This window comes from Kocuria sp. APC 4018, from assembly GCF_030407675.1.
In the GTDB taxonomy this organism is placed as follows: domain Bacteria; phylum Actinomycetota; class Actinomycetes; order Actinomycetales; family Micrococcaceae; genus Kocuria; species Kocuria rhizophila.
On record NZ_JASDCY010000028.1, the window covers coordinates 12,314 to 33,818 of the forward strand.

18 protein-coding genes and 1 pseudogene are annotated in these 21,505 nt (G+C 70.9%); 15 read left to right on the top strand and 4 right to left on the bottom strand.

The window, feature by feature from the left end; all coding sequences use genetic code 11:
- Positions 1-39 precede the first annotated feature (39 nt).
- The 4 genes and pseudogenes from trpS (at position 40) to QL985_RS06830 (ending at position 2,853) form a co-directional block, all read left to right on the top strand.
- On the top strand, positions 40-1,068 hold the full coding sequence (trpS, locus tag QL985_RS06815; protein WP_144802974.1) for a tryptophan--tRNA ligase: 1,029 nt from the start codon (positions 40-42) through the stop codon (positions 1,066-1,068).
- A gap of 58 nt (positions 1,069-1,126) precedes the next feature.
- Positions 1,127-1,699, top strand: a complete 573-nt coding sequence (locus QL985_RS06820; protein ID WP_144802969.1) for a 2'-5' RNA ligase family protein — start codon at positions 1,127-1,129, stop codon at positions 1,697-1,699.
- Between the two features lie 208 nt (positions 1,700-1,907).
- Positions 1,908-2,510: pseudogene (locus tag QL985_RS06825) on the top strand (YhjD/YihY/BrkB family envelope integrity protein); the annotation flags it as partial.
- Positions 2,511-2,601: 91 nt separating this feature from the next.
- Complete coding sequence (locus tag QL985_RS06830) at positions 2,602-2,853, top strand: hypothetical protein (RefSeq protein ID WP_259906320.1); 252 nt, start codon at positions 2,602-2,604, stop codon at positions 2,851-2,853.
- 262 nt (positions 2,854-3,115) lie between these two features.
- On the opposite strand, the gene QL985_RS06835 is transcribed toward QL985_RS06830, so the two are convergent.
- The 4 genes from QL985_RS06835 to sdhC all read right to left on the bottom strand — a co-directional run bounded on the left by QL985_RS06835 (position 3,116) and on the right by sdhC (position 6,617).
- Complete coding sequence (locus tag QL985_RS06835) at positions 3,116-3,892, bottom strand: succinate dehydrogenase iron-sulfur subunit (RefSeq protein WP_259906313.1); 777 nt, start codon at positions 3,890-3,892, stop codon at positions 3,116-3,118.
- Complete coding sequence (sdhA, locus tag QL985_RS06840) at positions 3,892-5,643, bottom strand: succinate dehydrogenase flavoprotein subunit (protein ID WP_019310205.1); 1,752 nt, start codon at positions 5,641-5,643, stop codon at positions 3,892-3,894. The genes QL985_RS06835 and sdhA overlap by 1 nt, the downstream gene beginning before the upstream one ends.
- Before the next feature lie 106 nt (positions 5,644-5,749).
- On the bottom strand, positions 5,750-6,235 hold the full coding sequence (locus QL985_RS06845; RefSeq protein ID WP_019310204.1) for a succinate dehydrogenase hydrophobic membrane anchor subunit: 486 nt from the start codon (positions 6,233-6,235) through the stop codon (positions 5,750-5,752).
- Positions 6,236-6,239: 4 nt separating this feature from the next.
- Positions 6,240-6,617: a succinate dehydrogenase, cytochrome b556 subunit gene (gene sdhC, locus QL985_RS06850; protein ID WP_019310203.1), complete on the bottom strand. Its 378-nt coding sequence runs from the start codon at positions 6,615-6,617 to the stop codon at positions 6,240-6,242.
- A 458-nt stretch (positions 6,618-7,075) separates the two neighbouring features.
- Between sdhC and QL985_RS06855 the strand changes: the two genes are divergently transcribed.
- The 11 genes from QL985_RS06855 to eno all read left to right on the top strand — a co-directional run bounded on the left by QL985_RS06855 (position 7,076) and on the right by eno (position 21,363).
- A complete protein-coding gene (locus tag QL985_RS06855; RefSeq protein WP_019310202.1) occupies positions 7,076-8,191 on the top strand; it encodes a mannose-1-phosphate guanylyltransferase in 1,116 nt (371 codons plus the stop codon).
- 264 nt (positions 8,192-8,455) lie between these two features.
- Positions 8,456-9,715: an amidohydrolase gene (locus QL985_RS06860; RefSeq protein WP_050899460.1), complete on the top strand. Its 1,260-nt coding sequence runs from the start codon at positions 8,456-8,458 to the stop codon at positions 9,713-9,715.
- 144 nt (positions 9,716-9,859) lie between these two features.
- Positions 9,860-10,951 (top strand): BMP family ABC transporter substrate-binding protein, encoded by a 1,092-nt coding sequence (locus QL985_RS06865; RefSeq protein ID WP_019310200.1) that lies wholly within the window; start codon positions 9,860-9,862, stop codon positions 10,949-10,951.
- Between the two features lie 27 nt (positions 10,952-10,978).
- Positions 10,979-12,742, top strand: coding sequence for an ABC transporter ATP-binding protein (locus QL985_RS06870; RefSeq protein ID WP_259906358.1), 1,764 nt, complete (start codon positions 10,979-10,981; stop codon positions 12,740-12,742).
- Positions 12,739-13,950: an ABC transporter permease gene (locus QL985_RS06875; RefSeq protein ID WP_059280833.1), complete on the top strand. Its 1,212-nt coding sequence runs from the start codon at positions 12,739-12,741 to the stop codon at positions 13,948-13,950. Before QL985_RS06870 ends, QL985_RS06875 begins: the two co-directional genes overlap by 4 nt.
- On the top strand, positions 13,947-15,269 hold the full coding sequence (locus QL985_RS06880) for an ABC transporter permease (RefSeq protein ID WP_059280834.1): 1,323 nt from the start codon (positions 13,947-13,949) through the stop codon (positions 15,267-15,269). The genes QL985_RS06875 and QL985_RS06880 overlap by 4 nt, the downstream gene beginning before the upstream one ends.
- A 136-nt stretch (positions 15,270-15,405) precedes the next feature.
- On the top strand, positions 15,406-15,813 hold the full coding sequence (locus QL985_RS06885; RefSeq protein ID WP_019310196.1) for a cytidine deaminase: 408 nt from the start codon (positions 15,406-15,408) through the stop codon (positions 15,811-15,813).
- Positions 15,814-15,916: 103 nt separating this feature from the next.
- Positions 15,917-17,818: a hypothetical protein gene (locus QL985_RS06890; protein WP_259906359.1), complete on the top strand. Its 1,902-nt coding sequence runs from the start codon at positions 15,917-15,919 to the stop codon at positions 17,816-17,818.
- Positions 17,819-17,822: 4 nt separating this feature from the next.
- Complete coding sequence (locus QL985_RS06895) at positions 17,823-19,034, top strand: adenosine deaminase family protein (protein ID WP_290147687.1); 1,212 nt, start codon at positions 17,823-17,825, stop codon at positions 19,032-19,034.
- The gene (locus QL985_RS06900; protein WP_039100906.1) at positions 19,031-19,975 is read left to right on the top strand and encodes a MazG family protein; all 945 of its coding nucleotides are present in this window, start codon (positions 19,031-19,033) and stop codon (positions 19,973-19,975) included. The genes QL985_RS06895 and QL985_RS06900 overlap by 4 nt, the downstream gene beginning before the upstream one ends.
- Positions 19,976-20,079: 104 nt before the next feature.
- A complete protein-coding gene (eno, locus tag QL985_RS06905) occupies positions 20,080-21,363 on the top strand; it encodes a phosphopyruvate hydratase (RefSeq protein WP_039100907.1) in 1,284 nt (427 codons plus the stop codon).
- Positions 21,364-21,505: the final 142 nt, after the last annotated feature.

Consider the following 21,505-nt stretch of genomic DNA (forward strand, 5'->3'; position numbering starts at 1 on the left):
GGCCCTGCGCGGCCCGCACGAACGAAAGAAGACAGCCCCGTGAGCGAACAGAGCACCCCTGTGAACCAGATCCCGCGCGTGGTCTCCGGCGTCCAGCCCTCCGCGGACTCCCTGCACCTGGGCAACTACGTGGGGGCCCTGCGCAACTGGGTGGACATGCAGGACGACAACGACTGCGTGTTCTTCGTGGCGGACCTGCACTCCATCACCACCGGGCAGGACCCGGCCACGATGTCCGAGCGCACCCGGGTCACGGCCGCGCAGTACATTGCCGCGGGCATCGACCCGGAGCGCTCCACGCTGCTGATCCAGTCCCAGGTCCCCGAGCACGCGCAGCTGGCGTGGGTGCTCAACTGCCTCACCGGCTACGGTGAGGCCGCGCGGATGACCCAGTTCAAGGACAAGTCCGTGAAGCAGGGGGCGGAGAACACCACGGTGGGGCTGTTCACCTACCCGGTGCTGATGGCCGCGGACATCCTGGTGTACCAGGCCCAGCAGGTCCCGGTGGGGGAGGACCAGCGCCAGCACCTGGAACTGACCCGCACCCTCGCGCAGCGCTTCAACTCCCGGTTCGGTGAGACCTTCACCGTGCCGGACGCCAAGATCCTGGAGAACTCCGCCAAGGTCTACGACCTGCAGAACCCCACGGCCAAGATGTCCAAGTCCGCTCCCTCGGACTCGGGACTGGTCCGGCTGCTGGATCCCGCCAAGGTCAACGCCAAGAAGATCAAGTCCGCGGTCACGGACGACGACACCGAGGTGCGCTTCGACCGCCAGGCCAAGCCGGGTGTCTCCAACCTGCTCACCATCTACTCGTCCCTCACGGGCACGCCCGTGGACACCCTGGTGGCCGAGTACGAGGGCAAGATGTACGGCCACCTCAAGGTGGACCTCGCCGAGGTGGTCACCCAGACCCTGGACCCCATCCAGAAGCGCGCCCAGGAGCTGCTCGACGACCCCGCCGAGCTCGACCGTCTCCTCGCCCGGGGCGCCCAGAAGGGCAGGGACATCGCGTCCCGCACCCTGGCCGAGGTGTACGGGCGGATGGGCTTCCTCCCCGGAGCCTGAGGCACCGCGCGGAACACGGTGGGATAGTCTGGAACGCGGCCGAGTCGAGGAGGATCGCGTGAGCGAGCAGCAGACCTCACCCACCGTGCGCCCGGGACACGTCTACGCCGGTGTGGTCATCCGGCTGCCCGAGCCCACGGGCCAGGAGCTGCAGGACTGGCGGGCCTCGTTCGAGGACTCCCCGGCCGCGGGCGTCTCCCCGCACATCACCCTCATGATCTCGGAGTCCCGAGGCGAGTGGGACCGGCTCGTGGAGCACGTCCGCCGGGTGCTGGCCGGGTGGGAGCCGTTCCACCTGGAGATCCACGGCACCGGCACGTTCCGGCCCGTGACCCCCGTGGTCTACCTGGACGTGGAACGCGGCCGCGAGCAGTGCCTCGCCCTGCACAGGGCCCTGCGCGGCAGCGGGATGGACTCCGCCTCCCCCTTCGAGTACCACCCGCACGTCACTCTGGCCCACGGGCTCGACGACGAGACCCTGGACCGGGCGCAGGAGATGCTGCGCACCTACCGCGCCGGCTGCCTCGTGGACCGCGTGCACGTGTACGAGGGCGACGAGCACGGCGTGTGGCACGTGCGCGAGACCGTCCGTTTCGGCCAGCGGGGTGCGGACGAGCGTGGCTCGCACTGACCCACCCCCGGTGGTTCCCGCCCTCGTGGACCGCGCCGGGCTGACCGCCGAGCACCGTCGACTCCGCGCCGTGCGCCGGGACCTGGCCTCCCACGGTGCCCCCGCGGGACGACGCCTCGGCGCGTTCTTCGCGTGGGCCTTCGCCCGGACCATGGCCCTGTTACCGGTGCGCACCGTGGGCCACTACACGTTCCACGGCGGTCCCCTCATGGCGGCGGGTCTGGCCTACCAGCTCCTGTTCGCCTCCACCGCACTGCTGGTGATCTTCTTCGCGGCACTCGCCACGTTCCTGGGGACCAACTCCCCGCTGCAGCAGAACCTGGTGGCGGGGCTGACGGAGAAGATCCCCGGGCTGCTGGACGTGGGGGACGGGCACGGGGGAGTGATCCCCCTGGAGCTGCTCGAGAACACCGGCCCCTTCTCCGTGGCCTCCACCGTGGCCGTGGTGGTGCTGCTCTACACCGCGTGGCGCTGGGTGGCCGGTGTGCGCCTGGCGACCCGCCGGATGTTCGAGGTGCCCCCGGCGCCCGGCGCTCCGCTGGCGGCCGTGGCCAGGGACCTCGGCTGGCTCGTGGTCGTCGGACTGCTCCTGCTGGCCTCCGCGACCGTGAGCATCTTCGCCTCGGGCGCGGTGGACGGCATCATCGGGTGGCTCGGGGACATCGGGCTCACCACCCTGCAGCCCTGGCTCGACGGTGGGGTGAAGTCCACGATCACGTTCGCGGTGGGGCTGCTCGTGGACTGCCTGATGAGCTTCACCCTGGTGCGCGGCGTGGCCCAGCTCAAGCTGCACCGCAAGGCGCTCACGGTCACCGTGGTGATCGGCGGCCTGGGCTCCCAGGTGCTGCGCTACGGCGGCAGCGAGATCATCGGCCGCGGGGGAGAACCCCTACCTACTGTCGGTGGCCGTGCTGGTGGGTGTGCTGCTGTGGTTCAACTTCTACGGCCAGGTGCTGCTGTTCTCCGCCGCCGCCGGGGCCGTGGTGCAGGCCGACATCCGCGGCGCCCGTGCCCAGCCCGAGCGCGAGGACCGGGCCGTGGCCGCCGTGGCGGCATCCGCCCTTCCCGACGCCGCACGGGGACTCGGTCACGAGGCGCCCGTCGACTTCGGGCGCGCCTCGGGCAGCAGTCCCGCCCCCACCGACGCGCGGTAGGACCTTTCGTCCACCCGGTCCCGGCCCGCGAACTCGTTCCGCACCCACCGACGCGCGGTCGGGCTGCGGGCCGTCCACGGCGGTCATGGGACCGCCCGCCGACGACCGTGGGGGCCGGCGGGTGCGTCGCGGTCGTGAAGCCCGGCCGGTGCGTCGCCGTGGTGAGGGGAGCTGGTCGGGTATCCGCACGGGACACTCGCGGCAGCGACGAAGGCCCCGGGATCCAGAACGGATCCCGGGGCCTGTCGGCTGCGTCAGAGGGTCACAGGGCGGAGGCGAAGACCGCCTTCTTGACCTCTGCGATGGCCTTGGTCACCTGGATGCCGCGGGGGCACGCCTCGGTGCAGTTGAAGGTGGTGCGGCAGCGCCACACGCCCTCCTTGTCGTTGAGGATCTCCAGACGCATGTCACCCGCCTGGTCGCGCGAGTCGAAGATGAACCGGTGCGCGTTGACGATCGCGGCGGGCCCGAAGTACTGCCCGTCCGTCCAGAACACGGGGCACGAGGACGTGCACGCCGCGCACAGGATGCACTTGGTGGTGTCGTCGAAGCGCTCGCGGTCCTCCTGGGACTGGAACCGCTCCCCGGTGGGGGTGTGGTCCTCGTTCACCAGGAACGGCATGATCTCGCGGTAGGACTGGAAGAACGGCTCCATGTCCACGATCAGGTCCTTCTCGCACGGAAGACCCTTGATGGGCTCCACGAGGATGGGCTTGGACAGGTCCAGGTCCTTCAGCAGGGTCTTGCAGGCCAGGCGGTTGCGGCCGTTGATGCGCATGGCATCGGAGCCGCACACGCCGTGGGCGCACGAGCGCCGGAAGGACAGCGAGCCGTCCAGCTCCCACTTGACCTTGTGCAGGGCGTCCAGCACACGGTCGGTGCCGTACATGGTGAGGGGCCACTCGTCCCAGTGCGCCTCGGTCTCGAACTCGGGGTTGTAGCGGCGGATCCGCAGCACCACGTCGTACGTGGGGATGGCCTCTTCGCTCTCGGTATCGGGCTTCTGGGCGTCCTGGTTCTCGGTCACTGCAGTGGACATCAGTACTTACGCTCCATCGGCTCGTAGCGGGTCATGACCACCGGCTTGGTCTCCTGCCGGATGCCCGCGGTGGCTGACGACGGGTCCTCGTAGACCATGGAGTGGACCATGAAGTTCTCATCGTCACGATCAGGGAAGTCCTCGCGGAAGTGTCCGCCGCGGGACTCCTCACGGTGCAGGGCCGCCACGGACATCACCTTGGCGAGCTCCAGCAGGAAGCCCAGCTCCACGGCCTCCAGCAGGTCCAGGTTGAAGCGCTTGCCCTGGTCCTGGATGGAGATGTTCGCGTAGCGCTCCTCGAGAGCGGCGATGTCCGTCAGCGCCTGCTGGATGGTCTCGGCCGTGCGGAACACCTGCATGTTCAGGTCCATGGTGTCCTGCAGGTCCTTGCGGATGGCGGCGACCTTCTCGCTGCCGTGGGGGCTGCGGGCGTTGTCCAGCAGCGCCTCGGTGCGGGCCACGGCGTCGTCGGGGATGGGCAGGAACTCGGCGGTCTGCGCGTACTCCGCCGCGAAGATCCCGGCGCGCTTGCCGAACACGTTGATGTCCAGCAGGGAGTTGGTGCCCAGGCGGTTGGAGCCGTGCACGGACACGCACGCCACCTCACCCGCGGCGTACAGGCCGGGGATCGTGGTCTCGGAGTCCTGGAAGACCTCGCCCTTGATGTCGGTGGGGATGCCACCCATGCAGTAGTGCGCCGTGGGGAACACGGGCACGGGCTCGGTGTAGGGCTCCACGCCCAGGTAGGTGCGGGCGAACTCCGTGATGTCCGGGAGCTTGGCGTCGATGTGCGCCGGCTCCAGGTGCGTGAGGTCCAGCAGCACGTAGTCCTTGTTGGGGCCGCAGCCGCGGCCCTCGCGCACCTCGTTGGCCATGGATCGGGCCACGATGTCGCGCGGGGCGAGGTCCTTGATGGTGGGGGCGTAGCGCTCCATGAAGCGCTCGCCGTCCGCGTTGCGCAGGATGCCGCCCTCGCCGCGGGCGGCCTCCGACACGAGGATGCCCAGACCGGCGAGTCCCGTGGGGTGGAACTGGACGAATTCCATGTCCTCCAGCGGCAGGCCGTTGCGGAACGCGATGGCCATGCCGTCACCGGTGAGGGTGTGGGCGTTGGAGGTGGTCTTGAAGACCTTGCCCGCGCCGCCGGAGGCGAAGACCACGGACTTGGCCTGGAACACGTGCAGCTCGCCGGTGGCGAGGTCGTAGGCCACCACACCGGCGGAGCGACGCCCCTCGGGGGTGTCCACCATGATGAGGTCCAGCACGTAGAACTCGTTGAAGAACTCCACGTTGTGCTTGATGCACGTCTGGTAGAGGGTCTGCAGGATCATGTGGCCCGTGCGGTCCGCGGCGTAGCACGCGCGGCGCACCGGGCTCTTGCCGTGGTCACGGGTGTGGCCGCCGAAGCGGCGCTGGTCGATCTTGCCCTCGGGCGTGCGGTTGAAGGGAAGACCCATGTGCTCTAGGTCGAGCACCGCGTCGATGGCCTCCTTGGCCATGACCTCGGCGGCGTCCTGGTCCACCAGGTAGTCACCACCCTTGACGGTGTCGAAGGTGTGCCACTCCCAGTTGTCCTCTTCGACGTTGGCGAGGGCCGCGCACATGCCACCCTGCGCCGCGCCCGTGTGGGAGCGGGTGGGGTAGAGCTTGGTCAGTACGGCAGTGCGGGCGCGCTGGCCGGACTCAATGGCGGCACGCATGCCGGCGCCGCCGGCGCCGACGATTACCACATCGTACTTGTGAACCTGCATACCAGATGTTCTTTCTACGTGGGTGAGTGGGAGAAGTGTGGGGTCCGGAGGCGTGGTCCGGAACGACCGCGAACGGCGGGGCCCGCGGGCCCCGCCGTTCGCCGGGTCACTGCGCGGGGCAGAAGGACGGCAGCAACGACGGATCGGCGCCGGCCGGGCAGGGATCGAAGGTGAAGATCACCATGGTGCCCAGCAGGATCACGAACGCCGAGGCCACGAACAGCAGCACCTTGAGCCAGAAGCGGGTGGTGCTGCGGGCGGCGTAGTCGTCGATGATGGTCCGCATGCCGTTGGTGCCGTGGAGCATGGCCAGCCACAGCATGACCAGGTCCCAGACCTGCCAGAACGGGTTGGCCCACTTGCCGCCCACAAAGCCGAAGTCCACGGCGTGCACACCCTCGCCCACCATGAGGTTGACGAAGAGGTGGCCGAAGACGAGGACGACCAGCAGCACGCCGGACATGCGCATGAACAGCCACGCGAACATTTCGAAGCTGCTGCGGGAGGAGGAGGCACGGTTGTACTTGACGCCGTCCACCTCGAGGTCCCGGCTGCGGGGGACCTGGATCTTGGTCTTGAGAGGAGTGCTCATGGGATCAACCCCCGAAAACGATCGACAGGTGGCGGATGAGGAAGGGGATCATCACGATGACCCACAGGGCGATGACTCCCCAGAGGAGACCCTTCTGGTGCTTGGTCCCGCCCTTCCAGAAGTCGATCAGGATGATGCGCAGCCCATTGAAGGCGTGGTACACGATCGCGGCCACCAGGCCGGTCTCGCCCAGACCCATGATGGGGTTCTTGTAGGTGGCAATCACTGCGTTGTACGCCTCGGGGGATACACGCACGAGTGCGGTGTCGAGGACGTGGACCAGCAGGAAGAAGAAGATGGCCACGCCGGTAATACGGTGGGCAACCCAGGACCACATGCCGTACTGGCCGCGGTAAAGGGTGCCCCTGGATGAGTTCGCCACGGAATGTCCTCCCTGTGTCGCTCGTCGTCGTGCGCACTGGTGATCGGTGAGATTCGGTAGCGGTCTCGCGCGGGTGCACGGCGAAGGCGGAGCTCTGGCTGGCTCTGTCATGGATGATGCGGTAGTTCTCGACAAAGATACCAGCCTCCCGGGAGTTCACTGACAACGTGTCGCCATCCCGAAAACCGCGCGGGGCCGGGGAATTAGCACAGTTCGGCATTCCCGAATCGCGGCCCTCTGAGGCGGCCCCGGACGGTGTTCCGCGGTGGCCCCGGGAGCGGCGTCGGGCGGACCCCCGGCACGTGGACCGCACGCGGCGGCGTCGTGCCCCGGGGTGTGCACGGGGCGGGGAGGGCGACGGCAGCGGCGTCCCCCGGGTGGGGGATGCCGCTCGTCCGGGGGAGGTCACAGGCGCGAGATCCGCGGAACAGCGCGGGTCTGGCCGTACACTGACGGGCGTGACTTCGCCATTGCAACGATTCCATCCGTTCATCCCGGCGGGCGGCGTGGGCTCCCGGCTGTGGCCCCTCTCTCGCGCGGACGCCCCCAAGTTCCTGCTGGACCTCACCGGCTCGGGCTCGTCCCTGCTGCGCGCCACGTACGACCGGCTGGCCGCGCTGACGGACGGACCCATCATGGTGGTCACGGGACGCTCGCACGCGGGAGCGGTGCAGGAGCAGCTGCCGGAGCTCACGGACGGGGACCTCGTGCTGGAACCGTCGCCGAAGGACTCGGCGGCGGCCATCGGGCTGGCGTGCACGCTCATCGCCCGGCGCGATCCCACCGCGATCATCGGCTCGTTCGCCGCGGACCACGTGGTGGAGCCCGCGGAGGCGTTCCAGGACGTGGTCCGCGAGGCGGTGCAGGCGGCGGACACCGGACGGATCGTGACCATCGGCATCACCCCGTCGTCCCCGGCCACGGGCTTCGGGTACATCAAGGCGGGGGAGTCCCTGGGGCTCGAGGGGGCGCCCCACGCGCTCGCGGTCGAGCAGTTCGTGGAGAAGCCGGACGAGGAGACCGCCCGGCAGTACGTGGCCAGCGGCCGCTACACGTGGAACGCGGGGATGTTCGTGGCCCCGGTGGGTCTCATGCTCGAGTACCTGCGCGAGAGCGAGCCCGAGCTGGCCAGGGGGCTGGACCGGATCGCCGACGCCTGGGACACCCCCGAGCGCGACGCCGTGGTGGACGAGGTCTGGCCCACCCTGACCAAGACCGCGATCGACTACGCCGTGGCGGAGCCCGCCGCCGCCGCGGGTGCCGTGGCCATGGTCCCCGGGGACTTCACGTGGGAGGACGTGGGGGACTTCGCCGCGATCAACCGCCTCAACAAGGTGGACCCGCAGACCGATTCCCAGGTGTCCATCCTGGGACAGAACAACCGGGTGCTCGCGGACGAGTCCTCCGGGATCGTGGTCTCGGACACCGGGCGGCTCATCGCGCTGATCGGTGTGGAGGACATCGTGGTGGTGGACACCCCGGACGCCCTTCTCGTCACCACCGCGGAGCACGCCCAGCGCGTGAAGAACGCCGTGGACTCCCTCAAGCGCAACGGGGACACGGACGTCCTCTGACAACCGGCCGCCGGCCCGTCCCGGCAACGCGCCCGGACTCGGTGCGGGCGGCGCGCTCCCGCCCGGGGTGGCCCAGATGCGGCCCGGGCACGGTAGCGGTGACCGCCGCCCGCCCCGGCACCGGTGACCACCACCCTCCCCGCCGCGGACGACGCCGCCCGCGCGCGGCCGTGCCGCGCGCCGCCGGGTGCGGTGGTGCGCACCCCGGGGAGGGGCACCCGGGTGCGATCCGCGTCACTGCGCCGCGGCGGTACTCTGGCTCTCATGTTGGATCTGCCGCTGCCCTCCGCCGACGACGTGGGCCTGCCCCCCGCGATCGGACCCCTGCTCTCCCACTACCTCCCGGACCTGGTCCGCTTCCGGCGCGATGTGCACCGCCACCCGGAACTGTCCTACGAGGAGTACCGCACCACCGAGCGGATCGTGAACGCTCTGGAGGCCTCCGGTCTGCGCCCCGTGCGGTTCGAGCGCACCGGCTGCTACGTGGACGTGGGTCGCGGGCCCGTGATGGTGGGGCTGCGTGCGGACATCGACGCCCTGCCGATCCTGGAGGACACGGGGCTGGAGTACGCGTCCATCCACGAGGGCGTGATGCACGCGTGCGGCCACGACATCCACACCACCGTGATGCTCGGGGTGGCCCGGGTGCTCGCGGACCTGCACCGCTCCTCGCCGTTCGCGGGCACCGTGCGGATCGTGTTCCAGCCCGCGGAGGAGAAGTTGCCGGGCGGCGCGCTGAGCATCATCAAGCAGAACGTGCTGGCCGGCGTGCCGCGCATGTTCGCCCTGCACTGCGAGCCCAAGCTGGACGTGGGGCAGGTGGGCACCCGGATCGGGGCCATCACCTCGGCGTCCGACACCATCCGGATCGAGCTGTCCGGGCGCGGCGGGCACACGTCCCGCCCGCACCTCACCGAGGACCTGGTCTACGCCATGAGCCAGATCGCGATCGACGTGCCCGCGGTGCTCTCCCGGCGCGTGGACGTGCGCTCGGGCGTGGCCGTGGTGTGGGGGCAGATCCACGCGGGGGTGGCCCCCAACGCCATTCCCATGTCCGGGTTCATGGCCGGGACCATGCGCTGCCTGGACGCGGATGCCTGGTACCAGGCCGGGGAGATGCTCGACGAGGTCGTCGGCCAGGTGGCGGCCCCCTACGGGGTGAACGTGGACCTCGAGCACATCCGCGGCGTGCCGCCCGTGGTCAACGGCGAGACCGAGACCACCCTGCTGGAGATCGCCGCCCGCGCGGAGCTGGGGGAGGAGAGCATCCTGCTCGTGGAGCAGTCCATGGGCGGGGAGGACTTCGCGTGGTTCCTGCAGCACGTGCCCGGCGCCATGATGCGACTGGGCACCCGTGAGCCGGGAGGACGCACGTACGACCTGCACCAGTCCGACTACGCCCCGCAGGAGGAGGCCATCCGGTGCGGCGTGCAGGTCATGGCGTCCGCCGCGCTGCGGGCGGTCCGGTTGCGGGTGCGCGAGCTGACGGACGCGGCACAGGTTCCGGAACGGTCCGAGGGCTGACACGCCGGCACTCGGTGCACTGCCAGGGATTCATGGGGCTACACTGAGCGGACCTATGATCCGGGTCACGTCCTTCTCGCGGTTCCACCGCGGTGCGAGGACCCGGTTCTGCGCGCCCCCAGCCCGATCCCACCGGAGGACCCCATGACCACTCGACGTTTCCGCGCTCTCGGCGCCCTCGGACTGGCCGGGCTGACCGGCCTCACCCTGGCAGGCTGCGGTGCCGCACCGGACAGCTCCGGGGACAGCAGCGCACAGGCGTCCGACTTCAAGGGCTGCATCGTCTCCGACGACGGCGGCTTCCAGGACCGCTCGTTCAACCAGAGCTCCTACGAGGGCCTCAAGGCAGCGGAGGAGCACAAGGGCATCAAGATCAGCCAGGCCGAGTCCCAGTCCGAGACGGAGTTCGAGCCCAACCTGACCTCCATGGCGCAGCAGGGCTGCAACCTCACCGTGTCGGTGGGCTTCCTCCTCGCGGACACCACCAAGAAGGTCGCGGAGGCCAACCCCGACAAGCACTTCGCGATCGTGGACGACAACTCGATCAAGGCCGACAACGTCAAGCCGATCGTGTACAACACCGCGGAGGCGGCCTTCCTGGCCGGCTACCTCGCGGCCGGCAGCTCCGAGACCGGCAAGGTGGCCACCTACGGGGGCATGGACATCCCCACCGTGACCGTGTTCATGGACGGTTTCTCGGACGGCGTGAAGTACTACAACGAGAAGAACAAGAAGGACGTCAAGGTCCTCGGGTGGAACAAGGACTCGCAGAACGGCACGTTCCTGAGCTCCTTCCAGGACTCCTCCAAGGCCAAGACCGTGACCCAGAACCTCGTCGGTGACGGCGCCGACGTCGTGCTCCCGGTCGCGGGCCAGGCCGCCCAGGGCACCGTGGACGCGGTGGTCGAGGCGAACAAGGGCAACAAGAACGTGCGGCTGATCTGGCCGGACACGGACGGCTACGAGACCCTCGACTCCGGCAAGGAGTTCCTGCTCACCTCGGTGCTGAAGGAGATGACCACCTCCGTGGAGGACGTGGTCACCCAGGCCGCGGACGGCAAGTTCGACAACAGCCAGTACGTGGGCACCCTCGAGAACGGCGGGGTGGGTCTCGCGCCGTACCACGACCAGGAGTCGAAGGTGGGGGAGGACCTCGACAAGGAGGTCCAGCAGCTGAAGCAGGACATCATCGACGGCAAGGTCACGGTGGAGTCCGAGAACGCCCCCAAGTCCTGACCGAGCGCGCAGGCAGGAGCTAACGACGTGCAGCTGAAACTCACGGACGTCACCAAGAAGTTCGGTGACTTCACCGCCAACAACCGTGTGAACCTGACCGTGGAACCCCACCAGATCCACTGTCTGCTCGGGGAGAACGGAGCGGGCAAGTCCACGCTCATGAACGTCCTCTACGGTCTCTACGAACCCACGTCCGGGAGCGTGGAGATCGACGGTGAACCCGTGAGGTTCAGCGGCCCCGGCGACGCCATGGCGGCCGGGATCGGCATGGTGCACCAGCACTTCATGCTCGTCCCGGTCTTCACGGTGGCCGAGAACGTGGCGCTGGGGCACGAGAGCACCCGGGGCGTGTCCCTGGACCTGGAGACCACGCGGGCCAGGATCCGGGAGATCTCCCGGCGCTACGGCTTCGACGTGGACCCCGACGCCGTGGTCGAGGACCTGCCCGTGGGCGTGCAGCAGCGCGTGGAGATCATCAAGGCGCTCGTGCGCGACGCGCGGGTGCTGATCCTGGACGAGCCCACGGCCGTGCTGACCCCACGGGAGACGGACGAGCTGCTGCAGATCATGCGCCAGCTGCGGGATGGCGGCACCTCCATCGTGTTCATCTCGCACAAGCTGCGGGAGGTGCGGGCCGTCTCGGACGTGATCACCGTGATCCGCCGTGGCGAGGTGGTGGGGCACGTGGGCCCCGAGGCGTCCACGGAGGAGCTCGCGGCCCTGATGGTGGGCCGGAAGGTCTCCCTCACGGTGGAGAAGGAGCCGGTCCTGCCGAGCGGTGCCGCACTCGAGGTGCGCGAGCTCACGGTCGTCGGGGACAACGGTCTCGTGGTGCTGGACGGCGTGAGCTTCGACGTGGCCCCCGGGGAGATCCTCGCCGTGGCCGGCGTGCAGGGCAACGGCCAGACCGAGCTGACCCAGGCGCTCGTGGGGCTCGAGGACCGCGTGACGGGGTCCGCGCGCCTGGACGGCCACGAGCTCGTGGGGCTGCGCACGCGCGAGGTGCTGGCCCGGGGCGTCGGATTCGTGCCCGAGGACCGGTCCACGGACGGCCTCGTGGGCCCGTTCTCCGTGGCCGAGAACCTCGTGCTGGACCGCTACCGGGACCGCGAGTTCGCGGCGGGACCCTCGCTGCGGCTGGGCGCCATCGGCGAGAACGCCCGCTCCGCCGTGTCCGAGTACGACATCCGCACGGGATCCGTGGACTCCGCGGTGGTCACGCTGTCCGGCGGCAACCAGCAGAAGGTGGTGATCGCCCGCGAGCTCGGGCGCCCCCTCACGCTGTTCATCGCCTCCCAGCCCACGCGCGGTGTGGACGTGGGCTCGATCGAGTTCATCCACCGCCGCATCGTGGCGGAGCGGGACCGGGGCACCGCGGTGCTGATCGTCTCCACCGAGCTCGACGAGGTCTACGCGCTCGCGGACCGCATCGCGGTCTTCTTCCACGGTCGGCTGATGGGCATCGTGGGCCCGGAGACCCCGCGCGAGGCGCTCGGGCGCATGATGGCCGGCGAGCCCGCCGAGTCCGTGCTCCCCGCGGCCCCCTGGGACCACTCCGACGTCGCCTCGTCCCAGCAGGCCGACGGCGCCCACGCACCCGACGACGCCCACGCCGCAGCTGACGACGCCCACGCGACATCCGCCCACTCCGACGACACCGGCGCGGGCGCCACGCCCGCCGCCGACGACGCCGCCCACCACGCGGTCCCCGGCGCGGCCTCTGACGCGCACCGGGGAAGCAGCGCGGCCGACCCGACCGACGACCGACCCGAGGGGGACCGCACGGCATGAGCGCGACCACCACACCGGCGCAGACCGACCAGGTGTCGGCGCCGCCACCGACCGAACTCGCCGCGGGCAGCCACCGCCGCACCCTGCTGGGCTCCACGCTCCAGTCGGTGCTGGCCGTGGTGGTGGCGCTGATCCTGGGCGGACTGCTGATCGCGGTCACCAACGAGGACGTCCGGGAGGCTGCGGGGTACTTCTTCGCGCGCCCCGGCGACACGCTGACCGCCATGTGGCAGGCCGCCTCGAGCGCCTACGTGGCCATGTTCCACGGTGCGGTGTACAACCCCGCCGGGGCCACGCTCGCCGACAAGCTCTACCCGCTGACGGAGACCCTCACCGTGGCCACCCCCCTGATCCTCGCGGGTCTCGGCGTGGCGCTCGCGTTCCGCGCGGGCCTGTTCAACATCGGTGCGCAGGGCCAGATCCTGATCGGGGCCACGCTGGCCGCGTGGGTGGGGTTCTCGTGGCACCTGCCCGCCGGGATCCACCTGCTCGCCGTGATGGCGGCCGGCGCCCTGGGCGGTGCCCTGTGGGGCGGGATCGTGGGGCTCATCAAGGCCCGCACGGGCGCCCACGAGGTCATCCTCACGATCATGCTCAACTACGTGGCGCTCAACCTGGTGGCGTGGCTGCTGACGCTGCCGGGCTTCCAGCGCGAGGGCTCGTCCAACCCCATCAGCCCTCCCGTGGACCAGACCGCCATGTTCCCCAAGCTGCTCGGGGACCAGTTCCGGCTGCACTGGGGCTTCGTGCTCGCGGTCCTGGCCACCGTGGCCGTGTCCTGGCTGCTCAACCGCTCCACCGTGGGCTTCGAGCTGCGGGCCGTGGGGGCCACCCCCCGCGCGGCGCGGACCGCGGGCATCTCCGTGACCCGCGGCTTCGTCGTCGTCATGCTGCTAGCGGGTCTGCTGGCGGGTCTCGCCGGCACCGCGCAGGTCTCAGGCACCGAGCACTCGCTCACGGCGGGCATTGCGGCCTCCTTCGGCTTCGACGCCATCACCGTGGCCCTGCTGGGCCGGTCCACACCGTGGGGCACGTTCTTCGCGGGGATCCTCTACGGGGCGTTCCGCGCGGGCGGGGTGACCATGCAGTCGATGACCGGCACCAACGTGGACATCGTGCTGGTCGTGCAGTCGCTCATCGTGCTGTTCGTGGCGCTGCCACCCCTGTTCACCTTCGCCACCCGTCGCTCGCAGGAGGTCGCCGCGTGAGCACCGCCACCGCTTCCCCCCACCTGGACGGCCCGGACGGCTCCGTGCCCGAGGCCGATCTGCCCACCTCCGCGGTGCTGCGCGACGTGGGCGTGCGGACCCTGCGACCCGCGGTCGGCCTGGCCGTGCTCGCGCTCGTGGCCCTCGTGGTCTTCGCCCTGAACGCCTCCGGGCAGTCGGTGCAGTTCCGCTTCTCCGGCGAGAACGACGCCGTGCGCCTGCCCGACGTCTCCGTGGCCTCGACACTGTGCGGCTGGGTGGTGACGGCCGTGCTGGCCGTGCTGGCCGGCTACGCCGCGGTACGGGCCCGCGCCCTGCCCCGCTGGGCCTCGCTCGTGGCCGGTTTCTTCTTCGTCACCGGATTCCTCGTGTGGATCGTGGGCACGGCCCAGACCCCCAGCATCTCCGTGACCGCACTGCTCGCGGGCTCCGTGGCCCTCGCCACGCCGCTGGTCTTCGGCTCCCTCGGGGGTCTGCTGTGCGAGCGCTCGGGCGTGGTGAACATCGCGATCGAGGCCCAGCTGCTCTTCGGTGCGTTCTCCGCGGCGGTCGTCGCAACGATCGCGGGCAGCGCCTGGGCGGGCCTGCTCGCGGCCGTCCTCGGTTCGGTGCTCGTGTCGGTGGTGCTCGCGGTCTTCGCCATCCGCTACCGCGTGAACCAGGTGATCGTGGGCGTGGTGCTCAACGTCCTGGTCTCCGGGCTCACGGGCTTCCTGTTCGCCACCGTGCTGGAGCCCAACGCGGCCGCGTTCAACTCCCCGGAGCGGCTGCCGCACGTGCGGATCCCGGTGCTGGCCGAGATCCCCGTGGTGGGGCCGGTGCTCTTCGACCAGTCCGTGATCGGATACATCATGTACGCCACCGTGGCCGTGGTGTGGTTCGCGCTGTACCGCACGCGGTGGGGCCTGCGGACCCGAGCGGTGGGCGAGCACCCCAAGGCCGCAGACACCCTGGGCATCCCCGTCAACGCCCTGCGCGTGCGCAACGTGCTGCTGGGCGGTGCGGTGGCCGGGCTGGGCGGTGCGTTCTACACGCTCGTGTCGGTGTCCGCGTTCACCCGGGACATGACGGCGGGCTCCGGCTACATTGCGCTGGCGGCCCTGATCTTCGGGCGGTGGAACCCCGTGGGGGCGCTGCTGGCCTCGCTGCTGTTCGGCTTCGCGTCCAACCTGGAGTCGATCCTCTCCTTCCTGGGCACCCCGGTGCCCAGCCAGTTCCTGGCCATGCTCCCGTACGTGGTCACCATCCTCGCGGTGGCGGGCCTCGTGGGCCGGTCACGGGGGCCGGCCGCCTCGGGTGAGCCCTACCTCAAGGAGTGACCACCCCGCCCGGCGAGCGCCTCGACGGCGTAGCGTCGGGGGTGGACCTCCCGCGCGGTGGCGCGCTGAGCGGCGTCGCCGGGAGAATCCGCACAAGGACCCGCACGAGAACCCAGGACCAGGAGCGCACGACACCATGACCGAGAACCAGCAGATTGTGGACGAGTCCACCTGGCAGCGGCTGCAGCGGGCGGCCACCGAGGCCCTCGAGCACTCCTACTCCCCGTACTCCCGCTTCCCCGTGGGAGCGGCGGCACTCGTGGACGATGGCCGCGTGGTCACCGGGGCCAACATCGAGAACGCCTCCTACGGTGTGACCCTGTGCGCGGAGTGCTCGCTCGTGAGCGCGCTGTTCATGTCCGGCGGCGGCAAGCTTGTGGCCTTCGTGTGCGTGGACGGGCACGGGGAGGTGCTGATGCCGTGCGGGCGCTGCCGGCAGCTGCTGTACGAGCACCGCGCTCCCGGGCTGCAGCTGCTCACCGTGAGCGGTGTTCGCAGCATGGACCAGGTGCTGCCGGACGCGTTCGGGCCCGAGAACCTGTGACCCGCCGAGCCGCCGGGGGAGCGTCCGGCTCCCGGGTGGCTCCCGAGCGGCCCGCCTATACTGAGCACCAGACCGAGCCCGGCTTTCGAAGGGAAACATTCACGTGGGTTTGAGAGATCTGTTCCGCAGCAAGAACACCACCCCGACACCCCAGCCGTCGCCCGGCGCCGCGCCGTCAGACCCCGCGGCGGGACCCGTGTCCGGCCAGGCGACGCCGCCCGAGGCAGTGCAGAGCACCGCCGGGGATCACCACGAGCACCCGCGCCAGGAGCCGACCGCCGAGCCGCTGCCGCAGGACGGGGCGCTGCAGCACCTCGTGGAGCTCCTGCTGGCCCGGGGTGCGGACCGTGCCCGGCTGACCCTCGTGCAGTCCGGGAACATCATGACGCACCAGACGCGCCAGGCCGTGGGGGAGGCGCCGGACGAGGTGGAGAACGGGACCGTGGACCAGGGATCGCCCCTGTTCGACGACGTCGCAGACCTCTACACGCAGGCCATGAGCACCCCGGTGGGGCCGTGGCGCCAGCTGGACCTCGTGGTCTCGGCGTCCCACCACGCGGCGCACGAGATCACGGTGACCTACGACTACCCCACCGGGGAGTCGCGCACCGAGCACTACAGCCACCCCGGTGGTGGTTCCGTCCAGCAGCACCACGGTGCCTCCGACGAGTCGCGCACGGCCACGCCGGCGCACCACGAGGAGCAGCACCAGGCCAGCTCGGACGACCGCACGGAGGCCACGGACCGCGTCCAGGACCACCACGGAACCCCGGCGGGCCACGGCTCCGACGACCGGGCCGGTGCCCCCGGGCACGTGGACGCCGCGGGCGCGGGGACGGTGGCCGGCGGTGCGGCTGGGCTCGCCGCCGCGGGCACCTCGGGGGACCAGGGTGACCACATTGCCGATGCTCACCGTTCCGAGCAGGGCCACGCCCCCGGCGAGGCCGCAGAGCAGGTGCACACGGGCGCTCCGCAGGACTCCGACGCCGTGCGTGTGGTCTCCGACGGCCACACCGAGCCGGCCACGGACGGCGACGTCCTGGGCGCGGGCCAGGCGTCACCGGTGCTCGCGTCCGGCGAGCAGAGCTCCGCGGAGCGCGCCGAGGACGGCTCCCCGGCGGTGCCCGCCGAGGAACGGTCCGTGGATCCGGAGCGCGCCTTCGACGCACAGGACGGAGGATTCCCGGACGGCGCCGCAGGGTCGGAGGAGGACGAGCACTTCGACCAGGGCCTGGGCGAGGACCCCCGCATCCTGGGCGGTGGGCCCACCCATGACGGCGCGCGCGGTGCGCAGCCCGGAGCGGAGCACGCCGCTGCCACGGACACCCAGGACGCCCGGTCCTCGGAGGACCTGCCCGCCCACGTGGACGAGTCGGCGTTCGGCACGGAGTCCGAGGACACGCTGGTGCCCGCGCCCGTGCGCGCGGCGGTGGACGGCGACGACGATCCGGCCGGTGCGCCGCAGGTGGCCACTGCCACGGACGTGTCCCCGTCCTACCGGGCCCCTGCCCCGGAGCAGGACGTGGACCCCGATGCCCTCGCGACCGGCAACCTCGCGCTCACCGTGGGTGACGTCACGGCCCGCCTCGCGGATGCGCAGCGGCACCTGTTCGGACCGGAGGGCACCGCCCGTGAGGTCTCCACCGTGCTGATCCGCGTGCGCGCTCTCGGCACCTACTACGACGCCCTGACCCACGTGCGCCTCAACGGGTTCTGGGACCAGCGCCCCACCTTCGACCTGGTGCCCGAGGACCAGCTCAAGGTCCAGGAGCTCAAGGACGACTCGTACGTGGAGGGCTCCGGCGCCCCGCTGGCCATGATGTTCCGCTTCCGTCCGGGCGTTCCCCCCGAGGTCGCGTTCGACTACTCGGACGAGGAGGCGTTCGTGCGCTACGAGCAGCGCCTCCCGGGGCAGAACTACCTGGAGGAGCTGCGCATGTATCCGCGCACCGGCTCCAACATCCCCCAGCACGTCAACGACGCACTGCAGGACTGGAACTACTGACGCCATGAGCACTCGAACGACCCCCGAGGGCCCCGTCCGCACCACGGACGGGGCCCTCGGGCCACACGGACTGATCTCGCTGCACGACCACCTGGACGGCGCACTGCGCCCCGCCACCGTCGTGGAGCTCGCGGCGCAGGTGGGCCACGAGCTGCCCACCACGGACCCGGCATCCCTGGGTCAGTGGTTCCGCGACAGCGCCGACTCCGGGAGCCTGCCGCGGTACCTGGAGACCTTCGCGTACACCGTGGCGGTGATGCAGACGGCACCGGCCCTGCGGCGCGTGGCCCGCGAGTACGTGGCGGACTGCGCAGCGGACGGCCTGGTCCACGCCGAGGTGCGCTGGGCACCGGAGCAGCACGTGGCCGGGGGACTCACTCTGGACCAGGCCGTGGACGCGGTGCAGAGCGGTCTCGCGGAGGGTGTCGCCGAGGTCAAGGCCGCAGGCGGGCACGTCTCGGTGGTCCAGATCCTGTGCGCCATGCGCCACCTGGACCGCTCCCGGGAGATCGCCGAGCTCGTGGTGCGGCGGCTGCGGGCGGCGTCGTCCCCGTCCGGGAACCCTGACGAGGCAGTCACCGGCGGCACGCCGGCCACGGACGTCGGCGCGCACACCCCCACGACGACGGCGGACGGCCAGGTTCCCGGGGAACCGGTGCCGGGATCCGTGGTGGGCTTCGACCTGGCGGGCCCGGAGGACGGCTTCCCCGCCTCGGCCCACCGGGACGCCCTGGAGCTTCTCGCGGCGGAGCACGTCCCCGTGACGCTGCACGCGGGGGAGGCCGCCGGCGCGGAGTCCATGGCCGACGCCCTCCGCTCGGGCCGGGCCCTGCGACTGGGGCACGGCGTGCGGCTGCTGGACGAGGACCGGGAGATGACCGCACCGCTGACCCGCTGGATCCGGGACCGGCGGATCGCGCTCGAGGTCTGCCCGTGCTCCAACCTGCAGACCGGAGCGAGCGCGGCGTGGGGCGCCACCGTTGCCGAGCACCCGGTGACGCGCCTGCTGCGGGCCGGATTCGCGGTGACGGTCTCTCCCGACAACCGCCTCATGAGCGGGACCTCCGTGACGCACGAACTGGACCGGCTGCGCTCCGAGGCGGGGTGGAGCTCCGAGGACGTGCTGCGGGTCCAGCGCACGGCGGCGCGCGCGGCCTTCGTGCCGGTGGCCTACCAGCAGTGGCTCGAGCAGCGCATCACGGGGGAGACCTCGTGAGCCCGGAGAGCACAGGACCCGCCGAGCGTTCGCACGGCGACGCGTTGCAGACCTCGGAGGGCGCCGGGGCCTCATCGCCCCGCGATGCGCGGCGGGCCCCGGAGGGCGCGGGGAGCCTGGCCCCTCGTCACGCCGCGACCGGCACGGCCACGCACGGTGCGGAGAGCACTGCGGGCGAGCAGTTCGAACGGCTGCTGGCGGTCATGGACCGGCTGCGCTCTCCGGGGGGCTGCCCGTGGGACGCGGAGCAGACCCACGAGTCGCTGCTCCACCACCTCGTGGAGGAGGCCTACGAGGTGGTGGAGGCCGTGGAGACCCTCGAACCCTCGAGCCGCCGCCGGGACGAGCTCGTGGAGGAGCTCGGGGACGTGCTGCTGCAGGTGGTCTTCCACGCGCGGATCGGCCAGGAGCACCCGGCCCCGCAGGGCTTCGACGTCACGGACGTGATCTCCGCCGTGACGGACAAGCTCGTGCGCCGCCACCCGGCGGTGTTCGGCGGGGGCGCGGGGACCACCCTGATGGCCACCGGGAACACCCTGCTGGGTGAGGACAACGCGGACGGCCAGGCGGCGTGGTCGGACGAGATCGCCGCCGCGGGGGAGCAGCCGAGCACCGCCGAGCTCGCCGCGCGCTGGGACGCCGTCAAACGGGACGAGAAACCGCAGCGCACGCGCATCTTCGACGGGATCCCCCCGGCGCTGCCCGCCCTGGCCCGCGCCGAGAAGGCGCTGTCCAAGGCCCGCCGGCACGCGGTCCCCGGGGTCGGACCCGTGGGCCCGGAGCTGCCGGAGGAGCAGCGCGAGGACGAGGAGCGCGAGCTGGGGGAGCGGCTGCTGCGCCAGGTGGTGGAGGCCTCCGCGCGCGGCCTGGACGCCGAACGGGCCCTGCGCACGGCCGTGCGCCGCTTCGTGCAGGAGCACGACGGCCCGCTGCCCGGGTGAGCACCGTCATCCCGGGGCGTATCGCCGGGACACAGGCGCGCTCGGTAGGCTGGGACCCGGGGCCGGAACCGCCCCACGGGTCGACGACCGACAAGGAGATTTTCATGGCAATGATCATTGCGCTGCAAGCCCGCCAGATCCTGGATTCCCGCGGCAACCCCACGGTCGAGGTGGAGGCCCTGCTGGACGACGGCAGCTTCGGCCGCGCGGCCGTCCCCTCGGGTGCGTCAACGGGTGAGTTCGAGGCCGTGGAGCGCCGCGACGGCGACAAGAAGGTCTACCTGGGCAAGGGCGTCCTGGGCGCCGTGCACGCCGTGGACGAGGAGCTGGAGCAGGCCGTCGTGGGTCTGGACGCGTCCGACCAGCGTGCGGTGGATCAGGCCATGCTCGAGCTGGACGGCACCGACAACAAGGCCAAGCTGGGCGCCAACGCGATCCTGGGTGCCTCCATGGCGATCGCCCGTGCGGCCGCGAGCTCCGCGGACCTGCCCCTCTACAAGTACCTGGGCGGCCCGAACGCCCACGTGCTGCCCGTGCCCATGATGAACATCCTCAACGGCGGCTCCCACGCGGACTCCAACGTGGACATCCAGGAGTTCATGATCGCCCCGATCGGCGCCCCCACGTTCTCCGAGGCCCTGCGCTGGGGCGTGGAGGTCTACCACAGCCTCAAGTCCGTGCTGAAGGACCGCGGCCTGTCCACGGGCCTGGGGGACGAGGGCGGCTTCGCCCCGAACCTGGACTCCAACTCGGCGGCACTGGATCTCATCCTCGAGGCCATCACGAAGGCCGGCTACAAGCCCGGCCGGGACATCGCCCTGGCCCTGGACGTGGCCTCGTCCGAGTTCTTCGAGAAGGGCAAGTACACCTTCGAGGGCAAGAAGCGCTCCGCGGAGGAGATGTCCGCGTACTTCGAGGACCTCGTGAAGAAGTACCCGCTCGTGTCCATCGAGGACCCCCTGGACGAGGACGACTGGAAGGGCTGGGCCACGCTCACCGAGCACATCGGTGACAAGGTGCAGCTCGTGGGCGACGACCTCTTCGTGACCAACCCGGAGCGGCTGGCCCGCGGCATCCAGGAGGACGTGGCCAACTCCCTGCTGGTCAAGGTCAACCAGATCGGCTCGCTGACCGAGACCTTCGACGCCGTGGAGCTCGCCCAGCGCAACGGCTACCGCTGCATGATCTCCCACCGTTCCGGTGAGACCGAGGACACCACCATCGCGGACATCGCGGTGGCCGTGAACGCGGGCCAGATCAAGACCGGTGCCCCGGCACGCTCCGAGCGCGTGGCCAAGTACAACCAGCTGCTGCGCATCGAGGAGGAGCTCGGCGACGCCGCGGTCTACGCGGGTGCCTCGGCCTTCCCGCGCTTCACCGCCAAGTAGGCCCGCCGCGCGGCGTCTCCGGACGCCCCGCCCGGCCACGACGACGCCGCCCGGTCCCGCCCAGGGGACCGGGCGGCGTCGTGCTGCGGGTAGACTGGCCGAGCACGATCCGCCCCACGACGTCACCCGGGAGGTACGCATG

Bases quoted from the DNA above. Each gene is read 5' to 3' on its own strand.
- QL985_RS06885 (WP_019310196.1), top strand. From the start codon at position 15,406: ATGACCGAGAACCAGCAGATTGTGGACGAGTCCACCTGGCAGCGGCTG.
- QL985_RS06895 (WP_290147687.1), top strand. From the start codon at position 17,823: ATGAGCACTCGAACGACCCCCGAGGGCCCCGTCCGCACCACGGACGGG.
- sdhA (WP_019310205.1), bottom strand. From the start codon at position 5,643: ATGCAGGTTCACAAGTACGATGTGGTAATCGTCGGCGCCGGCGGCGCC.
- QL985_RS06845 (WP_019310204.1), bottom strand. From the start codon at position 6,235: ATGAGCACTCCTCTCAAGACCAAGATCCAGGTCCCCCGCAGCCGGGAC.
- eno (WP_039100907.1), top strand. From the start codon at position 20,080: ATGGCAATGATCATTGCGCTGCAAGCCCGCCAGATCCTGGATTCCCGC.
- QL985_RS06875 (WP_059280833.1), top strand. From the start codon at position 12,739: ATGAGCGCGACCACCACACCGGCGCAGACCGACCAGGTGTCGGCGCCG.
- QL985_RS06860 (WP_050899460.1), top strand. From the start codon at position 8,456: ATGTTGGATCTGCCGCTGCCCTCCGCCGACGACGTGGGCCTGCCCCCC.
- QL985_RS06835 (WP_259906313.1), bottom strand. From the start codon at position 3,892: ATGTCCACTGCAGTGACCGAGAACCAGGACGCCCAGAAGCCCGATACC.
- QL985_RS06865 (WP_019310200.1), top strand. From the start codon at position 9,860: ATGACCACTCGACGTTTCCGCGCTCTCGGCGCCCTCGGACTGGCCGGG.